This window comes from Parahaliea maris (genome assembly GCF_008064665.1).
GTDB lineage: Bacteria > Pseudomonadota > Gammaproteobacteria > Pseudomonadales > Halieaceae > Parahaliea > Parahaliea maris.
In genome coordinates, this window is the sequence record NZ_VRZA01000010.1 from 1 (window position 1) to 17,236 (window position 17,236).

17 protein-coding genes are annotated in these 17,236 nt (G+C 61.7%); 8 read left to right on the forward strand and 9 right to left on the reverse strand.

Annotation, left to right across the window (positions count from 1 at the left end; genetic code table 11):
* From FV139_RS21105 to FV139_RS19510, 3 genes are all read left to right on the forward strand, one after another.
* Positions 1-2,103, forward strand: a 2,103-nt coding sequence (locus FV139_RS21105) for a calcium-binding protein (RefSeq protein WP_268939989.1), incomplete at its 5' end; no start/stop codon positions are given.
* Complete coding sequence (locus tag FV139_RS19505) at positions 2,096-3,820, forward strand: type I secretion system permease/ATPase (RefSeq protein WP_187276656.1); 1,725 nt, start codon at positions 2,096-2,098, stop codon at positions 3,818-3,820. The genes FV139_RS21105 and FV139_RS19505, both read left to right, overlap by 8 nt.
* Positions 3,820-5,109, forward strand: a complete 1,290-nt coding sequence (locus FV139_RS19510; RefSeq protein ID WP_148070173.1) for an HlyD family type I secretion periplasmic adaptor subunit — start codon at positions 3,820-3,822, stop codon at positions 5,107-5,109. Before FV139_RS19505 ends, FV139_RS19510 begins: the two co-directional genes overlap by 1 nt.
* A gap of 48 nt (positions 5,110-5,157) precedes the next feature.
* On the opposite strand, the gene FV139_RS19515 is transcribed toward FV139_RS19510, so the two are convergent.
* Together FV139_RS19515 and imuA are read right to left on the reverse strand one after the other, a co-directional pair.
* Positions 5,158-5,370 carry a DUF2788 domain-containing protein gene (locus tag FV139_RS19515; RefSeq protein WP_148070174.1) on the reverse strand — a complete coding sequence of 71 codons (213 nt, stop codon included), beginning with the start codon at positions 5,368-5,370 and terminating at the stop codon, positions 5,158-5,160.
* Between the two features lie 122 nt (positions 5,371-5,492).
* Positions 5,493-6,230: a translesion DNA synthesis-associated protein ImuA gene (gene imuA, locus FV139_RS19520; protein WP_148070175.1), complete on the reverse strand. Its 738-nt coding sequence runs from the start codon at positions 6,228-6,230 to the stop codon at positions 5,493-5,495.
* A 307-nt stretch (positions 6,231-6,537) separates the two neighbouring features.
* Between imuA and FV139_RS19525 the strand changes: the two genes are divergently transcribed.
* Both FV139_RS19525 and FV139_RS19530 read left to right on the forward strand, forming a co-directional pair.
* Positions 6,538-6,783, forward strand: coding sequence for a type II toxin-antitoxin system CcdA family antitoxin (locus FV139_RS19525; protein ID WP_148070176.1), 246 nt, complete (start codon positions 6,538-6,540; stop codon positions 6,781-6,783).
* Between the two features lie 3 nt (positions 6,784-6,786).
* On the forward strand, positions 6,787-7,086 hold the full coding sequence (locus tag FV139_RS19530; protein WP_148070177.1) for a CcdB family protein: 300 nt from the start codon (positions 6,787-6,789) through the stop codon (positions 7,084-7,086).
* Here the strand turns inward: FV139_RS19530 and holA are convergent.
* Genes holA through leuS form a run of 3 tightly spaced genes read right to left on the reverse strand, consistent with a single transcriptional unit; the run spans position 7,069 to position 11,167 of the window.
* Positions 7,069-8,106, reverse strand: coding sequence for a DNA polymerase III subunit delta (gene holA / locus FV139_RS19535; protein WP_148070178.1), 1,038 nt, complete (start codon positions 8,104-8,106; stop codon positions 7,069-7,071). The two genes, FV139_RS19530 and holA, sit on opposite strands and share 18 nt — an antisense overlap.
* Before the next feature lie 8 nt (positions 8,107-8,114).
* Positions 8,115-8,660, reverse strand: a complete 546-nt coding sequence (locus tag FV139_RS19540) for an LPS-assembly lipoprotein LptE (protein ID WP_148070179.1) — start codon at positions 8,658-8,660, stop codon at positions 8,115-8,117.
* A gap of 14 nt (positions 8,661-8,674) precedes the next feature.
* Positions 8,675-11,167: a leucine--tRNA ligase gene (gene leuS, locus FV139_RS19545; protein WP_148070180.1), complete on the reverse strand. Its 2,493-nt coding sequence runs from the start codon at positions 11,165-11,167 to the stop codon at positions 8,675-8,677.
* A gap of 387 nt (positions 11,168-11,554) precedes the next feature.
* Here leuS and FV139_RS19550 point away from each other — a divergent pair, with 387 nt between their 5' ends.
* From FV139_RS19550 to FV139_RS19560, 3 genes are all read left to right on the forward strand, one after another.
* Entirely contained in the window at positions 11,555-12,673 is a 1,119-nt protein-coding gene (locus FV139_RS19550; protein WP_148070181.1) for a PQQ-dependent sugar dehydrogenase, read from the forward strand.
* A 155-nt stretch (positions 12,674-12,828) separates the two neighbouring features.
* Positions 12,829-14,046, forward strand: a complete 1,218-nt coding sequence (locus FV139_RS19555; protein ID WP_148070182.1) for a CaiB/BaiF CoA transferase family protein — start codon at positions 12,829-12,831, stop codon at positions 14,044-14,046.
* Positions 14,046-14,960, forward strand: a complete 915-nt coding sequence (locus FV139_RS19560) for an SMP-30/gluconolactonase/LRE family protein (RefSeq protein ID WP_148070183.1) — start codon at positions 14,046-14,048, stop codon at positions 14,958-14,960. The genes FV139_RS19555 and FV139_RS19560 overlap by 1 nt, the downstream gene beginning before the upstream one ends.
* A 27-nt stretch (positions 14,961-14,987) precedes the next feature.
* On the opposite strand, the gene FV139_RS19565 is transcribed toward FV139_RS19560, so the two are convergent.
* From FV139_RS19565 to FV139_RS19580, 4 genes are all read right to left on the reverse strand, one after another.
* Positions 14,988-15,503: a MarR family winged helix-turn-helix transcriptional regulator gene (locus tag FV139_RS19565; RefSeq protein WP_148070184.1), complete on the reverse strand. Its 516-nt coding sequence runs from the start codon at positions 15,501-15,503 to the stop codon at positions 14,988-14,990.
* Positions 15,504-15,602: 99 nt separating this feature from the next.
* Positions 15,603-16,253, reverse strand: a complete 651-nt coding sequence (locus FV139_RS19570) for an FMN-dependent NADH-azoreductase (RefSeq protein WP_148070185.1) — start codon at positions 16,251-16,253, stop codon at positions 15,603-15,605.
* Positions 16,250-16,561 (reverse strand): hypothetical protein, encoded by a 312-nt coding sequence (locus FV139_RS19575; RefSeq protein WP_148070186.1) that lies wholly within the window; start codon positions 16,559-16,561, stop codon positions 16,250-16,252. Before FV139_RS19575 ends, FV139_RS19570 begins: the two co-directional genes overlap by 4 nt.
* A 59-nt stretch (positions 16,562-16,620) precedes the next feature.
* Positions 16,621-17,148 carry a hypothetical protein gene (locus tag FV139_RS19580; RefSeq protein WP_187276657.1) on the reverse strand — a complete coding sequence of 176 codons (528 nt, stop codon included), beginning with the start codon at positions 17,146-17,148 and terminating at the stop codon, positions 16,621-16,623.
* Positions 17,149-17,236 lie beyond the last annotated feature (88 nt).

Here is a 17,236-nt window from a genome sequence, read left to right on the forward strand (position 1 = left end):
GGTGACGGTGTCAGCTACATTGGTCTGACCGAGAACGACGACATCATCAACGGCAATGAGATATCGACCGCCTATTTCGAAGCCCGCGGTGGCGCGGACACTATCCGCACGGGCGGCGCGGATCGGGGCGTCAATTTGGGCGAGCAGGATGGTGCCGCGGACGTTGTCTTCCATCAGGGTGGCCATGTCCACATTGACGAATTTGAGCTGGGCGTTGATAAGATTGACCTGACTGAATTCCCGGCGTTTATCTCTGCTGAGTACATTACGGCGCAACTGGCGCAGCAGGACTCGGGTGACACGGCTACCTACATTGATTTCGGTGCCGCTGGCTCACTGTATGTGAACGGATCGACCTGGGTTGCTGGAGAAGAACTGAGCCTGTCTGATTTCATTCTGCCGGATGCTGGGGATGGAGTTAATCTTCGCCTGTCGGAGGGCAATGACGAGTCCTATCTTGATCCGGCCACCGATGGTACGGAAGCAGCCGATATTATCTCCGGCGAGGGTGGTGCTGATGCCATCAATACTTACGGCGGTGATGACGAGATCTATGGTGACTACCGTTTTGGCGAAGAACTACCGCAAGCCCCCAACGTCAACTACAGCGACTATATCGCTCCCGGTTCGGGCAGTGACATTTTATACGGTGGCTATGGGTACGACTATGCCAACTATGACAGCTGGCAATTCCTCCAGGCTCAGGGCCTGCAGGCCAATCTTACTATCGGCGATATAGATTTCGGCCGTGGTTTGGTGCCTTCCGGCTCCGTACTGGATCCTGATGGCGGTCTCGACCAATTAGATAGTATTGAAGGGATTTTTGGCTCGCAGTACAACGATATAGTGGAAATCGGCAGTGCAGCCGAGATGAACCTGAGTCCATCCTGGATCGACGAAGAGGGAACCGAGTATTTCGATTTTTACTTCTCCGGTGGGGATGGCTACGACGAGATTTACAGCCGGAACGGGCTCTACACCACGTTTTCTCCCGGTGATGGCGATGGTTACTTCGAGACCAACGGCGGTGGCCGCATCGACATGTGGCACGAGCAGTTTTCTGCTCAGGATGGTGTGGTTGATATCTACCTGTGGGACGGCGTGGCCTATGGCCCGACGGGTGTGACGCAACTCAGCGGTGTAACTGACGCCAGCGGTGGTAAGAACAATGACCACATTGAGGGGGATTCGCAGAACAATGGGCTCTGGGGCGAAGGCGGCGATGACATCCTTGTCGGCTATGAGGGCGATGATTATCTCGACGGTGGTGCCGGTGACGACACTTTCGTACCCGGTCCTGGATTCGACACGGTTATCGGTGACGCCGCTGGTTTCGACATTCTCGATTTGAGCGATGGCGGTGTACGAGCGGTGGTTGATCTTTCTACTGGTAGCGTCCTGGAAGACGGCCATCTCGATGAGTTTGGTAATCCCTATTCGGATGGCATCAGCGACATCAATCGTGTTATCGGCACCAACTATGATGACTCGATCACCGGTGCCATTGGCCAGGCGACGCTCGAGCGGTTTATCGGTGGGCCGGGGGATGACACTATCGATGGTCAGGGTGGTAACGACGGGGTCGACTACCGATTCCTGACGTCTCCCTTCGCGGATCCTGAAACGGGTGTGGGCGTAGTCGTCGACCTCGCTGCGAATGGAGCGGGCTTGGGTGAAGCTACCGACCCTTGGGGCAATACCGATACGTTGCTTAATATTTCGCGGGTGTTTGGCTCCGAATATAACGACGAAATTCGCGGCGGTGACGAGGATAATCCCTTGCTCATTGGATTTGAGGGCAATGATGTCCTCGAAGGGCGTGGAGGTAATGATTTCCTGTTCGGTGGAGAGGGGCTCGATTCCTTCGTGTTCGCGCCAGGCGCAAACAACGACGTGATCGGTGACTACAATCCCTTGGAAAATGACACCATTGTGTTGCTCGGCAGCCTCGAGGTCACGAGTGTTACGCAGATCGATACTGATGGGGCTGGGGGCGGTGATCCAGCCGTCGACTCGACGCTCGTCAGTTTCAATGATGCAGAGGGGAGTTCAGTGGTTTTGTCGGGTATTCTCCTGGAAGAGCAAGACTTGCTGTTTGGCTGATTACTTTTTGACACAACCCGCCAACAAATTGACCAGTACCATTGCCTCGCTACGCGGGGCATTTGTCTGGTCGGCTGTTTTCAGTCTGTGCGTCAATCTGCTGTTGCTCACCGTTCCACTGTATTTGCTACAGCTGTTCGATCGTGTTCTGACCAGTCGCAGTATCGACACGCTCTGGGTGCTGACGTTGATCGCGGTAATCGCTCTCATTGCCTTTGGTATTCTGGAGGCGGTGCGCCGGCATGTGCTGGCGAGAACCGGTGCGATCATTGACCGGCAGCTTGCAACGTCGGCCCTGGCTACGGCTATCCGCAAGGCGCCGGTCAGCGCAGGCAAACAGCGAGCGGCGGGCGTGAAGGACCTGCAGACGCTGAGAACCTATCTGGGCAGTCAGGCATTCTTGCCCCTTCTCGATGCCCCGTGGTCGTTTATTTTCCTTGCAACCATCTTTTTTCTGCATCCTGTCCTCGGCTGGTTGGCGCTTGCGGCTTTTGTCATTCTCGGACTGACCGCGGTACTCAATGAACGCCTCACTCGCGACGGATTGAGTGCCAGCCAGGCGCAATCGGCGGCCAACAATGCGGCAGCTGAGAATGCTGTGGAGAACGCCGAGGTTGTTGTCGCTATGGGGATGACCGGGAATGTCGTGGGCAAGTGGAGGACCGGCCTCGAGGCTGCGGTGGCACAGTGGAACGCGACCACCGGTCGCCTTGTCACGCTGGGCTCCATCTCCAAGGTCATGCGGCTCTTGGTCCAGGTTGTCGTGCTGGCGACGGGTGCGCTGCTGACGCTACAAGGAACGCTTTCACCGGGGGCGATGATTGCCGCTTCGATACTCGTCACGCGCGCTCTGGGCCCCGTGGAGCAACTCGTGGGAAGCTGGGGGACTACGGTTTCCGCACGCAACGCCTATCGCAACCTCAAGCAGGAGGAGTGGCCGCAGGAGCAGGCGACGACCTCGCTGCCTGCTCCGGCTGGTGCATTGCGGGCGGAAAACATTACCTACGTGCACCCCGGCCAGGAAAAGCCGGTCATCCAGGGGGTTTCGTTCGAGTTAAAGCCCGGGGAGAGCCTGGGCCTTATCGGTCCCACCGGGTCTGGCAAAACCACTCTCGCGCGATTGCTGCTGGGCGTACTGCCCCCGCGCCTGGGTTCGGTGCGCCTGGATGGGGCCAGCCTGGCCGACTGGGACGAATCAGACCGGGGTCCTCATATTGGTTACCTGCCACAGGATCTGGAACTGTTCGAGGGTACGGTTGCTGAAAATATCGCCAGATTCGGGGAGGCCGACTCGGAAAAAACGGTTCAGGCGGCGCAGCTTGCCGGAGCCCACGATACCATCCTCGGGCTTGCTCAGGGCTATGACACGCCGGTTGGCCCCCGGGGTGTCACCCTGTCTGGCGGCCAGCGCCAGCGGATCGCCCTGGCCCGGGCGCTGTACGGGGATGTGCGGCTCGTGGTGCTGGACGAGCCCAATGCCAATCAGGACCGGGCCGGTGAAGTGGCGTTATTGCGCGCCCTGCAGTGGCTGAAGCAGAAGGGGATTACCTCGATAGTGATTGCCCACCGCCCTGCGATTATTCAGTACGTCGACAAGATCCTGGTGCTCAGGGATGGCAAGGTCGCCGGACTCGGCCCGCGGGAGCAGGTGCTGACGGAGCTCGGGGCCGCCACGGAGCAGCCCGCACCAGCACAAGCGCTGGAGGCAACTCCGTGATGTCTGATGCGGGTTTGCGCCGACCGATCCTGGTCGGTGTCACGGTGATAGTCCTGTTTTTTGGCGTGCTTGGCGGCTGGGCGACTTTCAGCAGACTGGCCAGTGCCGCTATCGCATCCGGCGAGATTGGCTTCGATAACGACCGTAAAAGTATCCAGCATCTGGAAGGGGGAATCGTCGCCGAGTTGGTGGTAGCGGACGGGCAGATAGTGAGCCCCGGGGAACTGCTTGTGCGCTTGGACAAAACCCAGGCACAGGCCGTATTCGAACAGGTCAAGGCGCGCTACCTGGCCCTGCTGGCCACCGAATCCCGCCTGCGCTCGGAGCGTGACCAGCTCGATGCCATTGCCTTTCCCGCGCAACTGGATGACCCGGAGTTCGCCGCCAAGTCCTCGGAAATCAAAGCGAGTGAATCCCGCCTATTTGCCACGAGACGCCAGAACCTCGAGCAACAGAAGGGAATCATCAGGCAGCGGATCAAGCAGCTGGAGGAGGAAATTCAGGGCCTCAACGAAGAAATTCAGGCCCAGGACAGACAGATCGCCCTGCTATCCGAGGAAGGCGACAGCATGCAGACGTTGTTCGATCGCAAGCTCGTAAGCAAACAGCGCCTGCTGGCCCTGCAGCGTGAAACGGCTGATCTCGAAGGTGAGCGCAGCCGTAACAAGGCGGCGATTGCGCGGGCCCAGCAGAGTATCTCGGAAGAAGAGCTTCGGCTTATCGATATTGAAACTGAGCGCAATGCCGAAATACTCGCTCAGCTGCGCGATATCCAGGGTAGTGTTCTCGAGATCAATGAACGCCTGGGGGCGGCGCGTGATGTTCTGGAAAGAACCGATATCCGTTCTCCGATAGCGGGTACCGTCGTCGGACTCAGCGTTACCACGGTGGGTGGCACGATCGCGCCGCAACAGGTCCTGATGGACATCGTTCCCTCGGACGAGGAGTTACTGGTAAAGGCCATGCTCGACCCGAAAGATATCGACGTTGTGCGTGCCGGGCAGACAGCCTTCGTCAGGCTGACAGCGTTCAACCAGCGCAACCGCGAGCCTCTGAATGGTGAGGTCCTTTCTGTCTCGGCTGACAGCCTGGTGAGCGAGGAAAGCGGTTTATCCTATTACCTGGCACGGATCTCGTTGCCGCCCATCAGCAGCGAAGCGTACCGTGACATGTCACTTTACCCGGGCATGCATGCTGAAGTGATGATTCAGGTGGGCGATCGCTCACCACTGGACTACCTGTTGCAGCCGATTACGGACAGTATGAATCGCGCACTGCGTGAAGATTGATTAGCCCTGGCGCTTGCTGCTCCATACTGACGTCAGTGTGAAAGCCACCTAAACCCCCGCCCGCTCCATCATGTAGGTAATCACCACCTTGATCAGGAAGCCGAAGATGCCCATCGCCAGGCCGATGTAAAGGATCAGGGTGCCGAACTTGCCGGCCTTGCTGCTGTGGGCGAGGTCCCAGACGATAAAGATCATGAACAGGATCAGGGCGCCCACCCCGAGGGTGACGCCCCAGTCGCTTAACCAGTCATCGAATTTCATTCCACCCGCGCCCTGTGCTCACTGTCGTGGTGGGCGATTGTCGGCGCGGGGCTCGCTGCTGTCAAAACGCGCCTGTCAAATATCTTTTCGCAAAGGGGCGGCCTGCCCGAATGGTCTCAGGCTCAGGTTCCAGCCAGGGCTCCGACAGGGCTGCCGTCGCTGTAGGCGGGCAGTTCCCATAATTGCGGTTGCTCGGGGATATCGTCCGCCGGCGACAGGCTGACGTCCCGTCCCTGTTTGCCTCCGCGCTGCTTGAGGATATGCACCTTGCGGTATTCGCGCATCTGCAGGCGCAGGCCGGCGGGGGCGTGGTTGCCGGCCGCGCTGCTGGCGCGGAACAGGACCGCCAGGGTATCGCTGTCAGCCGCGGCCAGTTGCAGTTTGCGCAGTTCGCTGTAGCGGTAGTCCGCGGCGCCCAGCCAGCTGAATACGGCGCTGCAGGTGGTGCTGCGCAGGGCCTGTTCGGTACTCCACAGCAGGTCTTCGCGGCTTTTGGGATGCACCAGCAATACCTGTCCGGTATCGACCCCCCGTGCGGCCAGCAGGGGAGCATAGGGGGTAAAGGGCGGGGCGATGAAGGCCTGCCAGCGGCCCTGGGCGCTGAGCTTTTCCATGGCCGGCAGGAACAGGCCCATGGCGCCCATGCCGCAACCGTCGCTCAATACCTCGATACTGGTGCCGGGGGGCCAGCCCTCGTGTACCAGGGCGGCGTCCAGTTCGCCAAAACCGGTGGGCAGGCCCGCCGGGTGGTGGCGGTCACTGTTGGCCGGCCCGGTCAGGCCGTGAAAATCCGAAGGGTGACCGCGCCAGGTATCCCGACGGCGCATTACCTGTTCAAGGGGGTTGTTGGCTGGGTTCATGGCAGGGCTCCCGCTGGCTGCTGCAATCAACTGTATGGATATACAGTAGTTGGCTATTGGCGATAATGCAATAGCGTCGGAACGGGTTGAGCAGTGCCCCGATTGCGACCAGCCGGCTTGAGCTACAGGTGTCCAGGGTCGACACTGCGTGTTGGCACGATACCTGAGGGTACTCTGGAGGTGCCTAATGGCTCGCCCTGAGGGAGTCCTCAGGCTAATACCGAAAGATCAAAATAAATTGCGCATAATTGATGTGCATGATTAATGTATTTATAGTTGCGCAAAACCAAGTGCCCAAGGCAGTGCCATGCAGTCGTCTCAAACAACCAAACCCAAGCGCAAACCGACCAATCTCTCCCTGGACAGCGCCCTCCTGCAGGAGGCCAGGGCGCTTGGCATTAATGTATCCCGCTCAGCCGAGGCCGGTATTGTCGAAGCGGTCAAGCGGCACAAGCGGGCCCAGTGGCTCAAGGATAATGCTGCAGCTATTGATAGCTCGAATGCCTATGCCGAGGCAAATGGACTACCGTTGGCTCGCCACCGGCAGTTTTGATTCGTGGCCCGCTTTGATATCTACCTTAACCGGGGCGGTGATGGTTACTTGCTGGATGTACAGTCCGATCTGCTCAGTGGCCTGAACACCCGTGTCGTGGTGCCGTTGCTACCCCGCAAGGGCGCACCGACTCCAGCGCAACGACTGAATCCGGTTTTTCTCCTGGAGGGTGGCGAGGTTGTAATGGCTACCCAGTTCCTCGCGGCAGTGCCTGAAACGGAGTTGCAGGCTTCCATTGGCAGCCTCGATCACGCCGTTGACGAAGTTCAGGCGGCACTGGACATGTTATTTCTGGGATTTTGAACTGACTACCTTATCGGCGCCGGCCAGGGAGGCGATGAGTTGGTCGAGATGGTTCCAGGCATTGCCCCGGGCGTAGCCCTTGATGCAGCCATCGATATGGGCGGCCTGTTGCAACAGGTCGCCGAGGGAGGTCAGGTTGTGGCGCCGCAGGGCGGCCTGGAGCAGGGGCATGCGGTTGTTCCAGATACGGCGGGCCTGCATGGCCTGCTGGGGTGACTTGCCGCGGTCGCAGTCCACCTGCAGTTCGTACAGGCTGCGCAGTTCCCGGGCCAGGGCCCACAGGGCGACGGTGGCATCGGTGCCTTCACCGCGCAGGCCGTGCAGCATGCGCAGGCTGTTCGCCGCGTGTCCCTGCAGGGCGGAGTCGACCATGGCGAACAGGTTGAAGCGGGCGTTGTCGGCCACGGCGCTGGTAACCGTTTCCGCGGAGACGTGATTGTCCGTGGCCAGCAGCTTGAGCTTTTCCACTTCCTGAACCGCCGCCAGCAGGTTGCCCTCTACCCGGTCGGCCAGCAGTTGCAGGGCATCCTGGTCGATGTCGAGGCCCGCGGCCTCGATGCGCTGCTGCAGCCAGCGCGGCAGTTCCTGGGCCTTGACCTCCCACACCTGCAGCCAGGCGCCGGCCTGGTCGATCGCCTTGAACCACTTGCTGTTCTGGGAAGCCTTGTCGATCTTGCCGAATACCAGCAGCAGGATGTCGTCACCGCTACTGCGTTCGAGATACTCCTGGATGGCCTTGCTGCCTTCGCTGCCCGGTTTGCCAGAGGGCAGGCGCAGTTCGATCAGCTTGCGGTCCCCGAACAGTGACATGTCGGTGGCGCTGTGGGTGAGGGCGGCCCAGTCGAGATCCTTGCCAGTGCCTTCGATGAGCTCGCGGTCGGTACAGCCGGCGGCGCGGGCGGCGGCGCGGACCTGGTCGGCGCACTCCTGCACCAAAAGGGTTTCGTCACCGCTGATGAGGTAGACCGGCAGGCACTGCTGCTTGAAGTGGCCGGCGAGCTTTTCCGGATAAAGCCGCATCGGCGCGTTCAGCCCGCCTGGTGCTTGGCGGCGTTGGCCGCAAAGAAGCCGATACGGCGCAGAATTTGCTGGGCCAGCTCACCGCGCATCTCACCCTTCAGAATGCGGATTTCCTCGGCCTTGCCCACCACGTTGCGGGGGTCGTTTTCCATCTGCTTGACCACCGAGGCATTGCTCGGTTCGATGACGGGGGCGCCGCCACCGGGATGCGTCACCGCGAACTGGGCTTTCATGGTCAGTTCGAATTCCGCAGCGCGGGCCTCCCGGTTCAGGGACAGGTTGCGCTGGCTGAAGCGTTCAGGGCCCAGTTGCAGGACGAAGGTAGCCTCGTCCCTGTCCTCGACCCAGGTGATACCGTTGGCCGAGAACCGCGCCATCAGTTCGCGGCTGAATTCACTGTTGGGATTGCCGGTGTCCAGGTACAGGCTGCGCCAGCTTTCGGGCAGGGCGGTGGCGCTGCTGCTGCCACGCAGCTGGAAGCCACAGGCCGCCAGCAGGCTGCACAGGGCCAGTGCGAAGGAGAGGCGGGCGAAACGCAGGGACAGGGACGACATGGAGAACTCCGGCTTCAGTTGGCCACAATGTTAACCAGTTTACCGGGCACCACAATGACCTTGCGCACCGTGACGCCGTCGAGGAAGCGCTGGACGTTGTCCTGGGCCAGGGCGGCGGCTTCCACTGCGTCCTTGTCGGCGTCCGCCGGCACCGCCATCTTGGCCCGTACCTTGCCGTTCACCTGCACCACCATGTCAATGCTGTCGCGGGTCAGGGCGGATTCGTCCACCTCTGGCCAGGGCGCATCCAGCAGTTCGCCGGTACCGCCCAGCTGCTGCCACAGGCTGTGGCAGGCGTGGGGCACGATGGGGTTCAGCATCAGCACCACGGCGCGCAGCCCTTCGTCGAGCACGGCCCGGGCCTGGGCGCTTTCGCTATCCAGCTTGCCCAGTTCGTTGCATAGCTCCATTACCGCGGCGATGGCGGTGTTGAAGGTCTGGCGGCGGCCGTAGTCGTCCGCGACCTTGGCGATGGTCTCGTGGGTCTTGCGGCGGGCGGCTTTTTCGACGTCGCTCAGCGTGTTCGCTGCCAGGGCGTCCACAGGGCCGGCTTCCACATGGCCCTGGATCAGCTTCCACAGCCGCTTGAGGAAGCGGTTGGCGCCTTCCACGCCGGAGTCGGACCATTCCAGCGACTGTTCCGGCGGCGCCGCGAACATGCTGAACAGGCGTACGGTATCGGCGCCGTAGCGGTCGATCAGTTCCTGCGGGTCGACGGTGTTGCCCTTGGACTTGGACATCTTGGCGCCGTCTTTCAGCACCATGCCCTGGGTGAGCAGGCGGGTGAAGGGCTCGTCGGAGCTGACCAGACCCTCGTCCCGCAGCAGCTTGTGATAGAAGCGCGCGTACAGCAGGTGGAGGATGGCATGCTCGATGCCGCCCACGTACTGGTCTACCGGGGCCCAGTAATCGGCCTCGCCGTCCAGCATCACGCTGCCGTTGCGGGCGCAGGCGTAGCGGGCGTAGTACCAGGAGGACTCCATGAAAGTGTCGAAGGTGTCGGTTTCGCGCTCGGCGGCCCCACCGCACTTCGGGCAGCTGGTTTCATAGAATTCGGGCATTTTCTTGATGGGTGAACCCACGCCCTCGAACTCGACTTCGGTGGGCAGGACCACCGGCAGGTCCTGTTCAGGCACGGGCACCGCGCCGCAGCTGCCACAGTTGATGATCGGGATCGGAGCGCCCCAGTAGCGCTGGCGCGATACCCCCCAGTCCCGCAGGCGGAAGTTCACGGTGCGTTCGCCCTTGCCCTCGGCCTCGAGGTGGTTGGCGATGGCGGCGAAGGCGGAGGGGAAGTCCAGCCCGTCCAGCTCTTCAAAACCGGCGCCGGAGTTGACGCTGACCGTGTCCTGCTTGTCGGCGTACCAGTCTTGCCAGGCGCCGGTGTCGTAGTCGGTGTCGCCGGTGGTTTTGGCGACGACCTGTACGATCGGCAGGCCATATTTGGTGGCGAATTCAAAGTCCCGCTGGTCGTGGCCGGGCACGGACATCACGGCGCCGGAGCCGTAGCTCATCAGCACGAAGTTGGCGACCCACACCGGAATTTCGGCGCCGGTGATCGGGTGGATGGCGGTGCGGCCGGTGTCCATACCCAGTTTTTCCATGGTGGCCATGTCGGCCTCGGCCACCTTGACGTTGCCCTGCTCGCGGATGAATTCGGCCAGCGCCGGGTTGGATTCGGCGGCGGCTTTGGCCAGCGGGTGCTGGGGGGCGACGGCCATGTAGGTGGCGCCCATCAGGGTGTCGGGGCGGGTGGTGTAGACTTCGACCTCTCCGCCTTCTGTTCCAGGTTCGGCTGGCAGGCCAAAGCGCAGGTTGACGCCCTCTGAGCGGCCGATCCAGTTGCGCTGCATGGTGCGCACCTGCTCGGGCCACTGGTCGAGCTGGTCGAGGTCGTCCAGCAGCTGCTGGGCGTAGTCGGTGATCTTGATGAACCACTGGTCGATCTCACGGCGCTCAACCGGGTTGTCGCAGCGCCAGCAGCAGCCGTCCACCACCTGTTCGTTGGCCAGTACGGTCTGGTCGGTTTCACACCAGTTCACCTCGGCCTTTTTCTTGTAGGCCAGGCCCTTGTCGAACAGCTTGGTGAAGAACCACTGCTCCCAGCGGTAGTACTCGGGGTTGCAGGTGGCAATTTCCCGGTCCCAGTCGTAGGCGAAGCCCAGCCGGCGCAGCTGTTCGCGCATGTAGTCGATGTTCTGGGCGGTCCATTTGGCCGGCGGCACGTTGTTCTTGATGGCGGCATTTTCCGCCGGCAGGCCGAAGGCGTCCCAGCCCATGGGCTGCAGTACGTTCTTGCCCAGCATACGCTGGTAGCGGGCGATCACATCGGCAATGGTGTAGTTGCGCACGTGGCCCATGTGCAGCTGGCCGCTGGGGTAGGGGAACATGGCCAGGCAGTAGAATTTTTCGCGGCTGTCGTCGTGGTGTACGGCGAAGCTGTTGGCGTCCAGCCAGTGTTGCTGGGTGGCTTGTTCGATGGCTTGGGCGTTGTAGTGCTGGTCCATTGTCGGCGTTTGGTCTCTGGTCGGCTGTGGGCGATTTGTGCCCTGTTCGGGTCCGGCACCGGGCCGCATTGGGCTCTACGGAACACGCCGTGAACCCGTCCATGGGGGCTCGGCAGCGGCCATCCAGGCCGCTGACGGTTCCTTCGAGCCCAATGCGGCCCGCTGCCTCCGTGGTGGGTTCCGGCGGCGCGCACTGTACTAGTGGGGCCGGTGGTGAAAAATCAAGCGCGGAATTCTAACAGTTATTGGCAGGCGCGGCGATGCCGGCAGGTACCCGTGTTCAACGGGGGAGCGGCGGCCCTGTGGCCCGGGCCGAACGGTTGTGGCGGCCGAGGTGAGGTAGAATGCGCAGCAGTGTGTTTTTACGCTGTATCCAAGGAGAAAATTATGCGCTGGACCTCAGCGTTTCTGAGCCTGAACCTGGGTTTGAGCCTGGCAGGCGGAGTTGCGGCGGCGGACCTGCCGCTGGAGAAACTGAACCTGCCCGATGGCTTTGCCATCGAGGTGTATGTCGATGATGTACCCAATGCCCGTCAGATGGCACAGGGGGATAAAGGCACCCTGTTCATCGGCACCCGGGCGGCGGGCGATGTCTATGCGGTGCAGGATACCGACGGCGATGGCCGGCCGGACACCCGGCGAGTGATTGCCTCGGAGCTGGAGCGACCCTCGGGGGTGGCCTGGCACGAAGGGGACCTGTACGTCGCCGAGATCAGCCGGATTCGCCGTTACCCGGGCATCGAGCAGCAACTCGCGTCCGGGGAAGAGCTCCAGTACAGCCTGTTCGTGGACGGCCTGCCCAGCGAAACCCACCACGGCTGGAAGTACATCGATTTCGGGCCGGATGGCCATCTTTACGTGCCGGTGGGGGCGCCCTGCAATATCTGCGACGAGCCGCTGCCCTTCGCCAGCATCCTGCGCGTTGCCAAAGGCGGCGGCGATTACGAGGTCTACTCCCGGGGTGTGCGCAACAGCGTGGGCTTTGACTGGCATCCGCAAACCGGAGAGCTGTGGTTTACCGATAACGGCCGCGACATGCTGGGCGATGAGGTGCCCTATTGCGAGCTGAATCGGGTGTCGGAGGCCGGTGAGCACTTTGGCTACCCCTATTTCCACGCCGGCACCGTGCGTGACCCGGAGTTTGGCGAAGGCAAGGACCCGGCGGATTACACCCCGCCGGTCCTCGGGTTGGGCCCCCATGTGGCGCCCTTGGGTATTTACTTCTATGAGGGCGAGGCCTTTCCCGAGGACTACCGCCATCTGTTCATCGTCGAACACGGCTCCTGGAATCGCAGCAAGAAAATTGGTTACCGGGTGAAGATGGCCGTGCTGGCGGGGAACGATGTCGTGGACTACCGTCCCTTTATCGACGGCTGGCTGAACAACGACGAGGACGACTCCTACTGGGGCCGCCCGGTGGCCCTGCTGCCGCTGGCAGATGGCAGCCTGCTGCTTTCGGACGACTACGCCGGGGTGGTTTACCGGGTGAGCTACCAGGGCTCCTGACCAGCGAACGGGTCGGGCGAAAATACGGGCTTGCCAGTATTATTTAATCCGTATTAAAATATTTTGCTAATAACTAAGCTCCCCTGCTTGTGGCAAGGCAACAGGGGGGGCGCGACCCCGGTACCCCGTGGTCGCCCCACACTGGAGGAACCAACATGTCCAATACCCCGTCAAAACGCCCCCTCGACGGTATCCGCGTCATCGAGCTGGGCCAGCTTCTGGCTGGCCCCTTTACCGGTACCATACTCGGCTATTTCGGCGCCGAAGTGATCAAGATCGAACCGCCGGGCAAGGGTGACCCCATCCGCGGCTGGCGAATCGTTGAAAACGGCACTTCCCACTGGTATCGCAGCCTGGGGCGCAACAAGAAAAGCGTTACCCTGGACCTGAAGAGCGAGAAGGGCCGCGAGCTGGCGGGCCAGTTGATGAATACCGCCGACGTGGTGGTGGAGAACTTCCGCCCCGGCGTCGTGGAGGAGTGGGGCCTGGGGCCCGAGGACATCAAGAAGGTCAATCCGGGGGTGGTCTACGCCCGCATCTCCGGCTACGGCCAGACCGGCCCCTATGCCTCGAAACCCGGCTATGCCTCGGTGACCGAGGGGGTGAGCGGCTTCCGCTACGTCAACGGCTTCCCGGGTGAGCCGCCGGTGCGCCCCAACCTCAGCACCGGCGATACCATCGCTGCAATCCATGCCGCCCTGGGCATCTGTCTGGCCCTGCTGCAGCGCCAGAGGGGTGAACATGAAGGTCAGGGAGAAGGCCAGGTGGTGGATGTGGCCCTGTACGAATCCATGTTCAACCTGATGGAGGGCGTGGTGCCGGAGTACTCCGGTGCCGGCGTTATCCGGGAAGCTTCCGGAACCACCCTGACCGGCATTGTGCCCACCAATACCTATACCTGTGGCGACGGCAAATACGTGATCATCGGCGGTAACGGGGATTCCATCTTCAAGCGGCTGATGGTCGCCGCCGGGCATCCCGAGATGGCCGAGAACCCCGAGATGGCCCACAACGAGGGCCGTGTGGTTCACGTCGAGGCCATCGACAAGGCGCTGGCGGACTGGTGTGCGGCGCACACCGCGGCTGAGGTGGTCGAGATTCTCGAAGCCGAGCGGGTGCCGGTGGGCCTGGTCTACAACGTGGAAGACCAGATGCGCGACCCCCACTTCAACGCCCGCGGCATGTTCGAGAAGGTGGAGATCGACGGCAAGCCCCTGGATATTCCCGCCATCATGCCCAAGCTCGAAGGCACACCCGGCCGCACCGACTGGCCGGGGCAGGATGTGGGCAGCCACAACCAGGAGATCCTCGGCGACTTGCTGGGGCTGGACGAGGCGGCCATCGGCGCCCTGCGCGAGGAAGGGGTGGTCTGATGGCCATCACGGAAATCGCCAGCGGCCTGCAGTTTCCCGAAGGGCCGATTGCACTGGATGACGGTTCGCTGCTGCTGGTGGAAATCCAGCGTGGCACGCTGTCGCGGATTACTCCGGCCGGGGTGGTGGAGGTTGTTGCCGAACTGGGCGGCGGTCCCAACGGTGCCGCCATCGGCCCCGATGGCGCGGTTTATGTCTGCAACAATGGCGGCTTTCAGTGGATCGATGTGGAGGGGGCGCCCTTCCCGGTGGGGCGTGCTGAGGACTATCGCGGTGGCAGCATCCAGCGGGTGGACCTCGCCAGCGGGGAGTTCACCACGCTGTATACCGAGTGCAACGGCAATCCACTGAGCGGCCCCAACGACATCGTGTTCGATCGCCAGGGCGGTTTCTGGTTTACCGACCTGGGCCAGCGCTACGGCCGCCAGCAGGATCGCGGGGCGCTGTACTACGCCCTGCCGGACGGCAGTGAAATCCGCGAGGCGGCCTTCCCGGTAGATTCCCCCAACGGTATTGGCCTGTCGTCGGATGAAAAGACCCTGTATGTGGCCGACACCACGGCTGCCCGCCTCTGGGCCTATGACATTGCAGCGCCCGGGGAAATCCGGCCGCAGGCGGGCCACAATGCCGGCCGTTGCCTGGCCAGCCCGGATGGGCTGCAGCACTACGATTCACTGGCGGTGGATAGCGAGGGCAATATCTGTGTGGCGACCATCCTCAATGGCGGGATCACCTGGTTCGCGCCCGACGGGGCGGTCCTGGAACATTTCCCCACCGGGGATCTGGCCACCACCAATATCTGCTTTGGCGGAGCCGACCTGAAAACCGCCTATATCACGCTTTCCGCCACGGGGCGGGTGGTATCGATGCCCTGGCCGGTAGCGGGGCTGCCGCTGAACTTCCTCAACCACTAGCCTGTAACGGTGGGGGAAGGCGGGCGGTTAGGCTGGGTCGCTGTCTTCTTCACCCTCAACCGGAAATACTGGCGGCTCCCCCCAGTCCTTCTCCAGCACCCGGCGGAATTGTGCGGCGTCGCGCTTGCCAATGCGCCGGGCCAGTTCCTCCTCCAGTTCTTCCAGCACCTGAATCGCCAGCACCCGGGCCGGTTCGCCCTTGCGATTCAGGGTGGCGATGGTGGCGCGGCCGTCGTCGGGATCGGGGATCAGGTCGATCAGGCCGAGGCGGTTTAGCTCGCGGATATTGGTGTGCACAGCCTGGCGGCTGACCCCGAGGCGCTCGGCAATCGTCGAGGGGCGGCGAATGCCCTCGCCGATGTTCATCATCACCAGCGACTGGGCGTGGGTCAGCTGTACTCCGCCGCGGCGGTGGTAATTGGTATGCATGCCGTCTTCCACCCAGTACAGGGCGCGCAGGATCAACTGGGCGAGGTTGTTCTTGTACGCCTGGGGTGTCTTGTCGGCCGGTGAAGGGGCCGGCTCGCTGCGTTTTTTGGGCACGGTAGCTGTCCTTACTGCTCGGGTGTCATCGCTGCTTGGCGTGGGCGAAGCAGCGATACTAGCAGATGCCGGGCCGGGTATGCGCGGTCACGGTGGAGCTCAGAACGCAGCGCCGGCGGCCCTGGCCGCTTGCAGGGCTTGTTCCAACACCGTTGCTGCATGGGCTGGACCTTTGGCATCCATCGGTTGCAGGATGATTTCGCGCACATCTTCAAAGCCCAGAAAGGCCGCGATATGGCGCAGGTAGGCCGATTGGTAGTCGGTCTTGATGCCGTCCTCCTGGCGCGGGAATCCGGGCCGGTATTCACTGCCCCGTGACAGGATCAGCTGCAGCGACTTGCCCTTCAACATGCCCACGTACTCCCCCTGCGGGTTGACGCCAAAGGTCAGGCCGGGCTGGCACACCAGGTCGATATAGTGCTTGAGGGGGTAGGGAATGGAGAAGTTCCACATGGCGCTGGAGATCACCACCTTGTCGGCACTCTTCAGGCGCTGGATATGATCCAGCACGCCACTCCACTCACCGGCGGCCTCCAGGCCCTGGCCCGATTCCATCAGCCTGGCGATGTGCGCCATCTTCTGGCTGGCGCCTTCACGTCCGAACGCCGGGAGTCCGTCGTCAAACACGTTGAGGCGGTCGATCTCCACATCGGGGTTGGCCTCAGTGCAGGCCTCGAGGAAGGCCTGGGCAACCCGGCTTGAGTTGGATTTGTCACCGCGGGGGCTGGCTTCGATAGAGAGAATTTTCATTGGCTCGGGGCCTTCTTCTTGCGTGGATTGAATTCGGGCAGTTTCACCTTGGTAGCTACCAGTTGCCAGCTGCTACCGGATCCATACTGGGCATCCGTGCGCATCATCCAGCGATAACAGAAGCGCGCATAAAGGGGAATCAGTACCGCCACAATCAGGAGTGGTTTCCAGCCGAACACCCAGGTCTCGTCCTGGAGGCCCCACTTGATCAGGGCGAAAGCCGCATAAACCGAGAGCACCGAATAGGCGGAGATGACGGTTGACGCGAGTCGGTAGCGGGCCGGGTTGCCGGAGAATTTTGCACGCATTGGGGTGTCTCCCTGGTTCGCGGTAAAAATCGCAGTAAAAGTCGCGGTAAAAGTTGCGCTCAGAAACTGAACTTGGTGATGGCGAGGAATACGATCAACAGTGCTGCCGGCATGATCACCGGCGAACTGTAGAGCAGGAAATACCAGTGCAGGTGAATACCCGCTTCATAGGCTTCCTTGTCTCCGGTGGCGCGGATATTGGCCTTGGCGCCACCGAAGTGAGACAGGTGATAGTCGAGAATCTCGATGGGCAGTGTGATCAGCACCACGATCGCCAGCTTTAACATCAGCCAGTCGGAGCTAGAGTTCCAGCCGCCGGCGATGAACAGCAGGGGCCCCGTGATCAGGATGATGGGGTAGGCCACGTGTTCCATGATCACACCCTGGTCAAAGCGCTCCATCACCCAGTCCCGCAATTCGATGACATCCTCGTCCTCGGGATTGCGGCGCCAGGCCTTGAACACGGGGACAACGTAGTAGGCGTAGGCGTGCGCAGTACTGAATACCCAGACCATCACGAAAGTGACATGGACAAACTTGATATACAGGTACCAGGGGCCCAGTAGTTCTCTCAGGGCGTCTATCATTATGGCTTGCTCCTGTGGTTGCGGGTCGCTGAATGAGTGCTGTGTGACAAGGTAGAACGTCATTGGATAAATGTCAATTAGATTGACA

What these genes read in the sequence shown, in the direction of transcription:
- FV139_RS19575 (WP_148070186.1), bottom strand. Translation starts at nt 16,561, where the DNA reads ATGCGTGCAAAATTCTCCGGCAACCCGGCCCGCTACCGACTCGCGTCA.
- imuA (WP_148070175.1), bottom strand. Translation starts at nt 6,230, where the DNA reads ATGAACCCAGCCAACAACCCCCTTGAACAGGTAATGCGCCGTCGGGAT.
- FV139_RS19510 (WP_148070173.1), top strand. Translation starts at nt 3,820, where the DNA reads ATGTCTGATGCGGGTTTGCGCCGACCGATCCTGGTCGGTGTCACGGTG.
- FV139_RS19525 (WP_148070176.1), top strand. Translation starts at nt 6,538, where the DNA reads ATGCAGTCGTCTCAAACAACCAAACCCAAGCGCAAACCGACCAATCTC.
- FV139_RS19515 (WP_148070174.1), bottom strand. Translation starts at nt 5,370, where the DNA reads ATGAAATTCGATGACTGGTTAAGCGACTGGGGCGTCACCCTCGGGGTG.
- FV139_RS19550 (WP_148070181.1), top strand. Translation starts at nt 11,555, where the DNA reads ATGCGCTGGACCTCAGCGTTTCTGAGCCTGAACCTGGGTTTGAGCCTG.
- FV139_RS19555 (WP_148070182.1), top strand. Translation starts at nt 12,829, where the DNA reads ATGTCCAATACCCCGTCAAAACGCCCCCTCGACGGTATCCGCGTCATC.
- holA (WP_148070178.1), bottom strand. Translation starts at nt 8,106, where the DNA reads ATGCGGCTTTATCCGGAAAAGCTCGCCGGCCACTTCAAGCAGCAGTGC.
- leuS (WP_148070180.1), bottom strand. Translation starts at nt 11,167, where the DNA reads ATGGACCAGCACTACAACGCCCAAGCCATCGAACAAGCCACCCAGCAA.
- FV139_RS19570 (WP_148070185.1), bottom strand. Translation starts at nt 16,253, where the DNA reads ATGAAAATTCTCTCTATCGAAGCCAGCCCCCGCGGTGACAAATCCAAC.
- FV139_RS19580 (WP_187276657.1), bottom strand. Translation starts at nt 17,148, where the DNA reads ATGATAGACGCCCTGAGAGAACTACTGGGCCCCTGGTACCTGTATATC.
- FV139_RS19560 (WP_148070183.1), top strand. Translation starts at nt 14,046, where the DNA reads ATGGCCATCACGGAAATCGCCAGCGGCCTGCAGTTTCCCGAAGGGCCG.
- FV139_RS19540 (WP_148070179.1), bottom strand. Translation starts at nt 8,660, where the DNA reads ATGTCGTCCCTGTCCCTGCGTTTCGCCCGCCTCTCCTTCGCACTGGCC.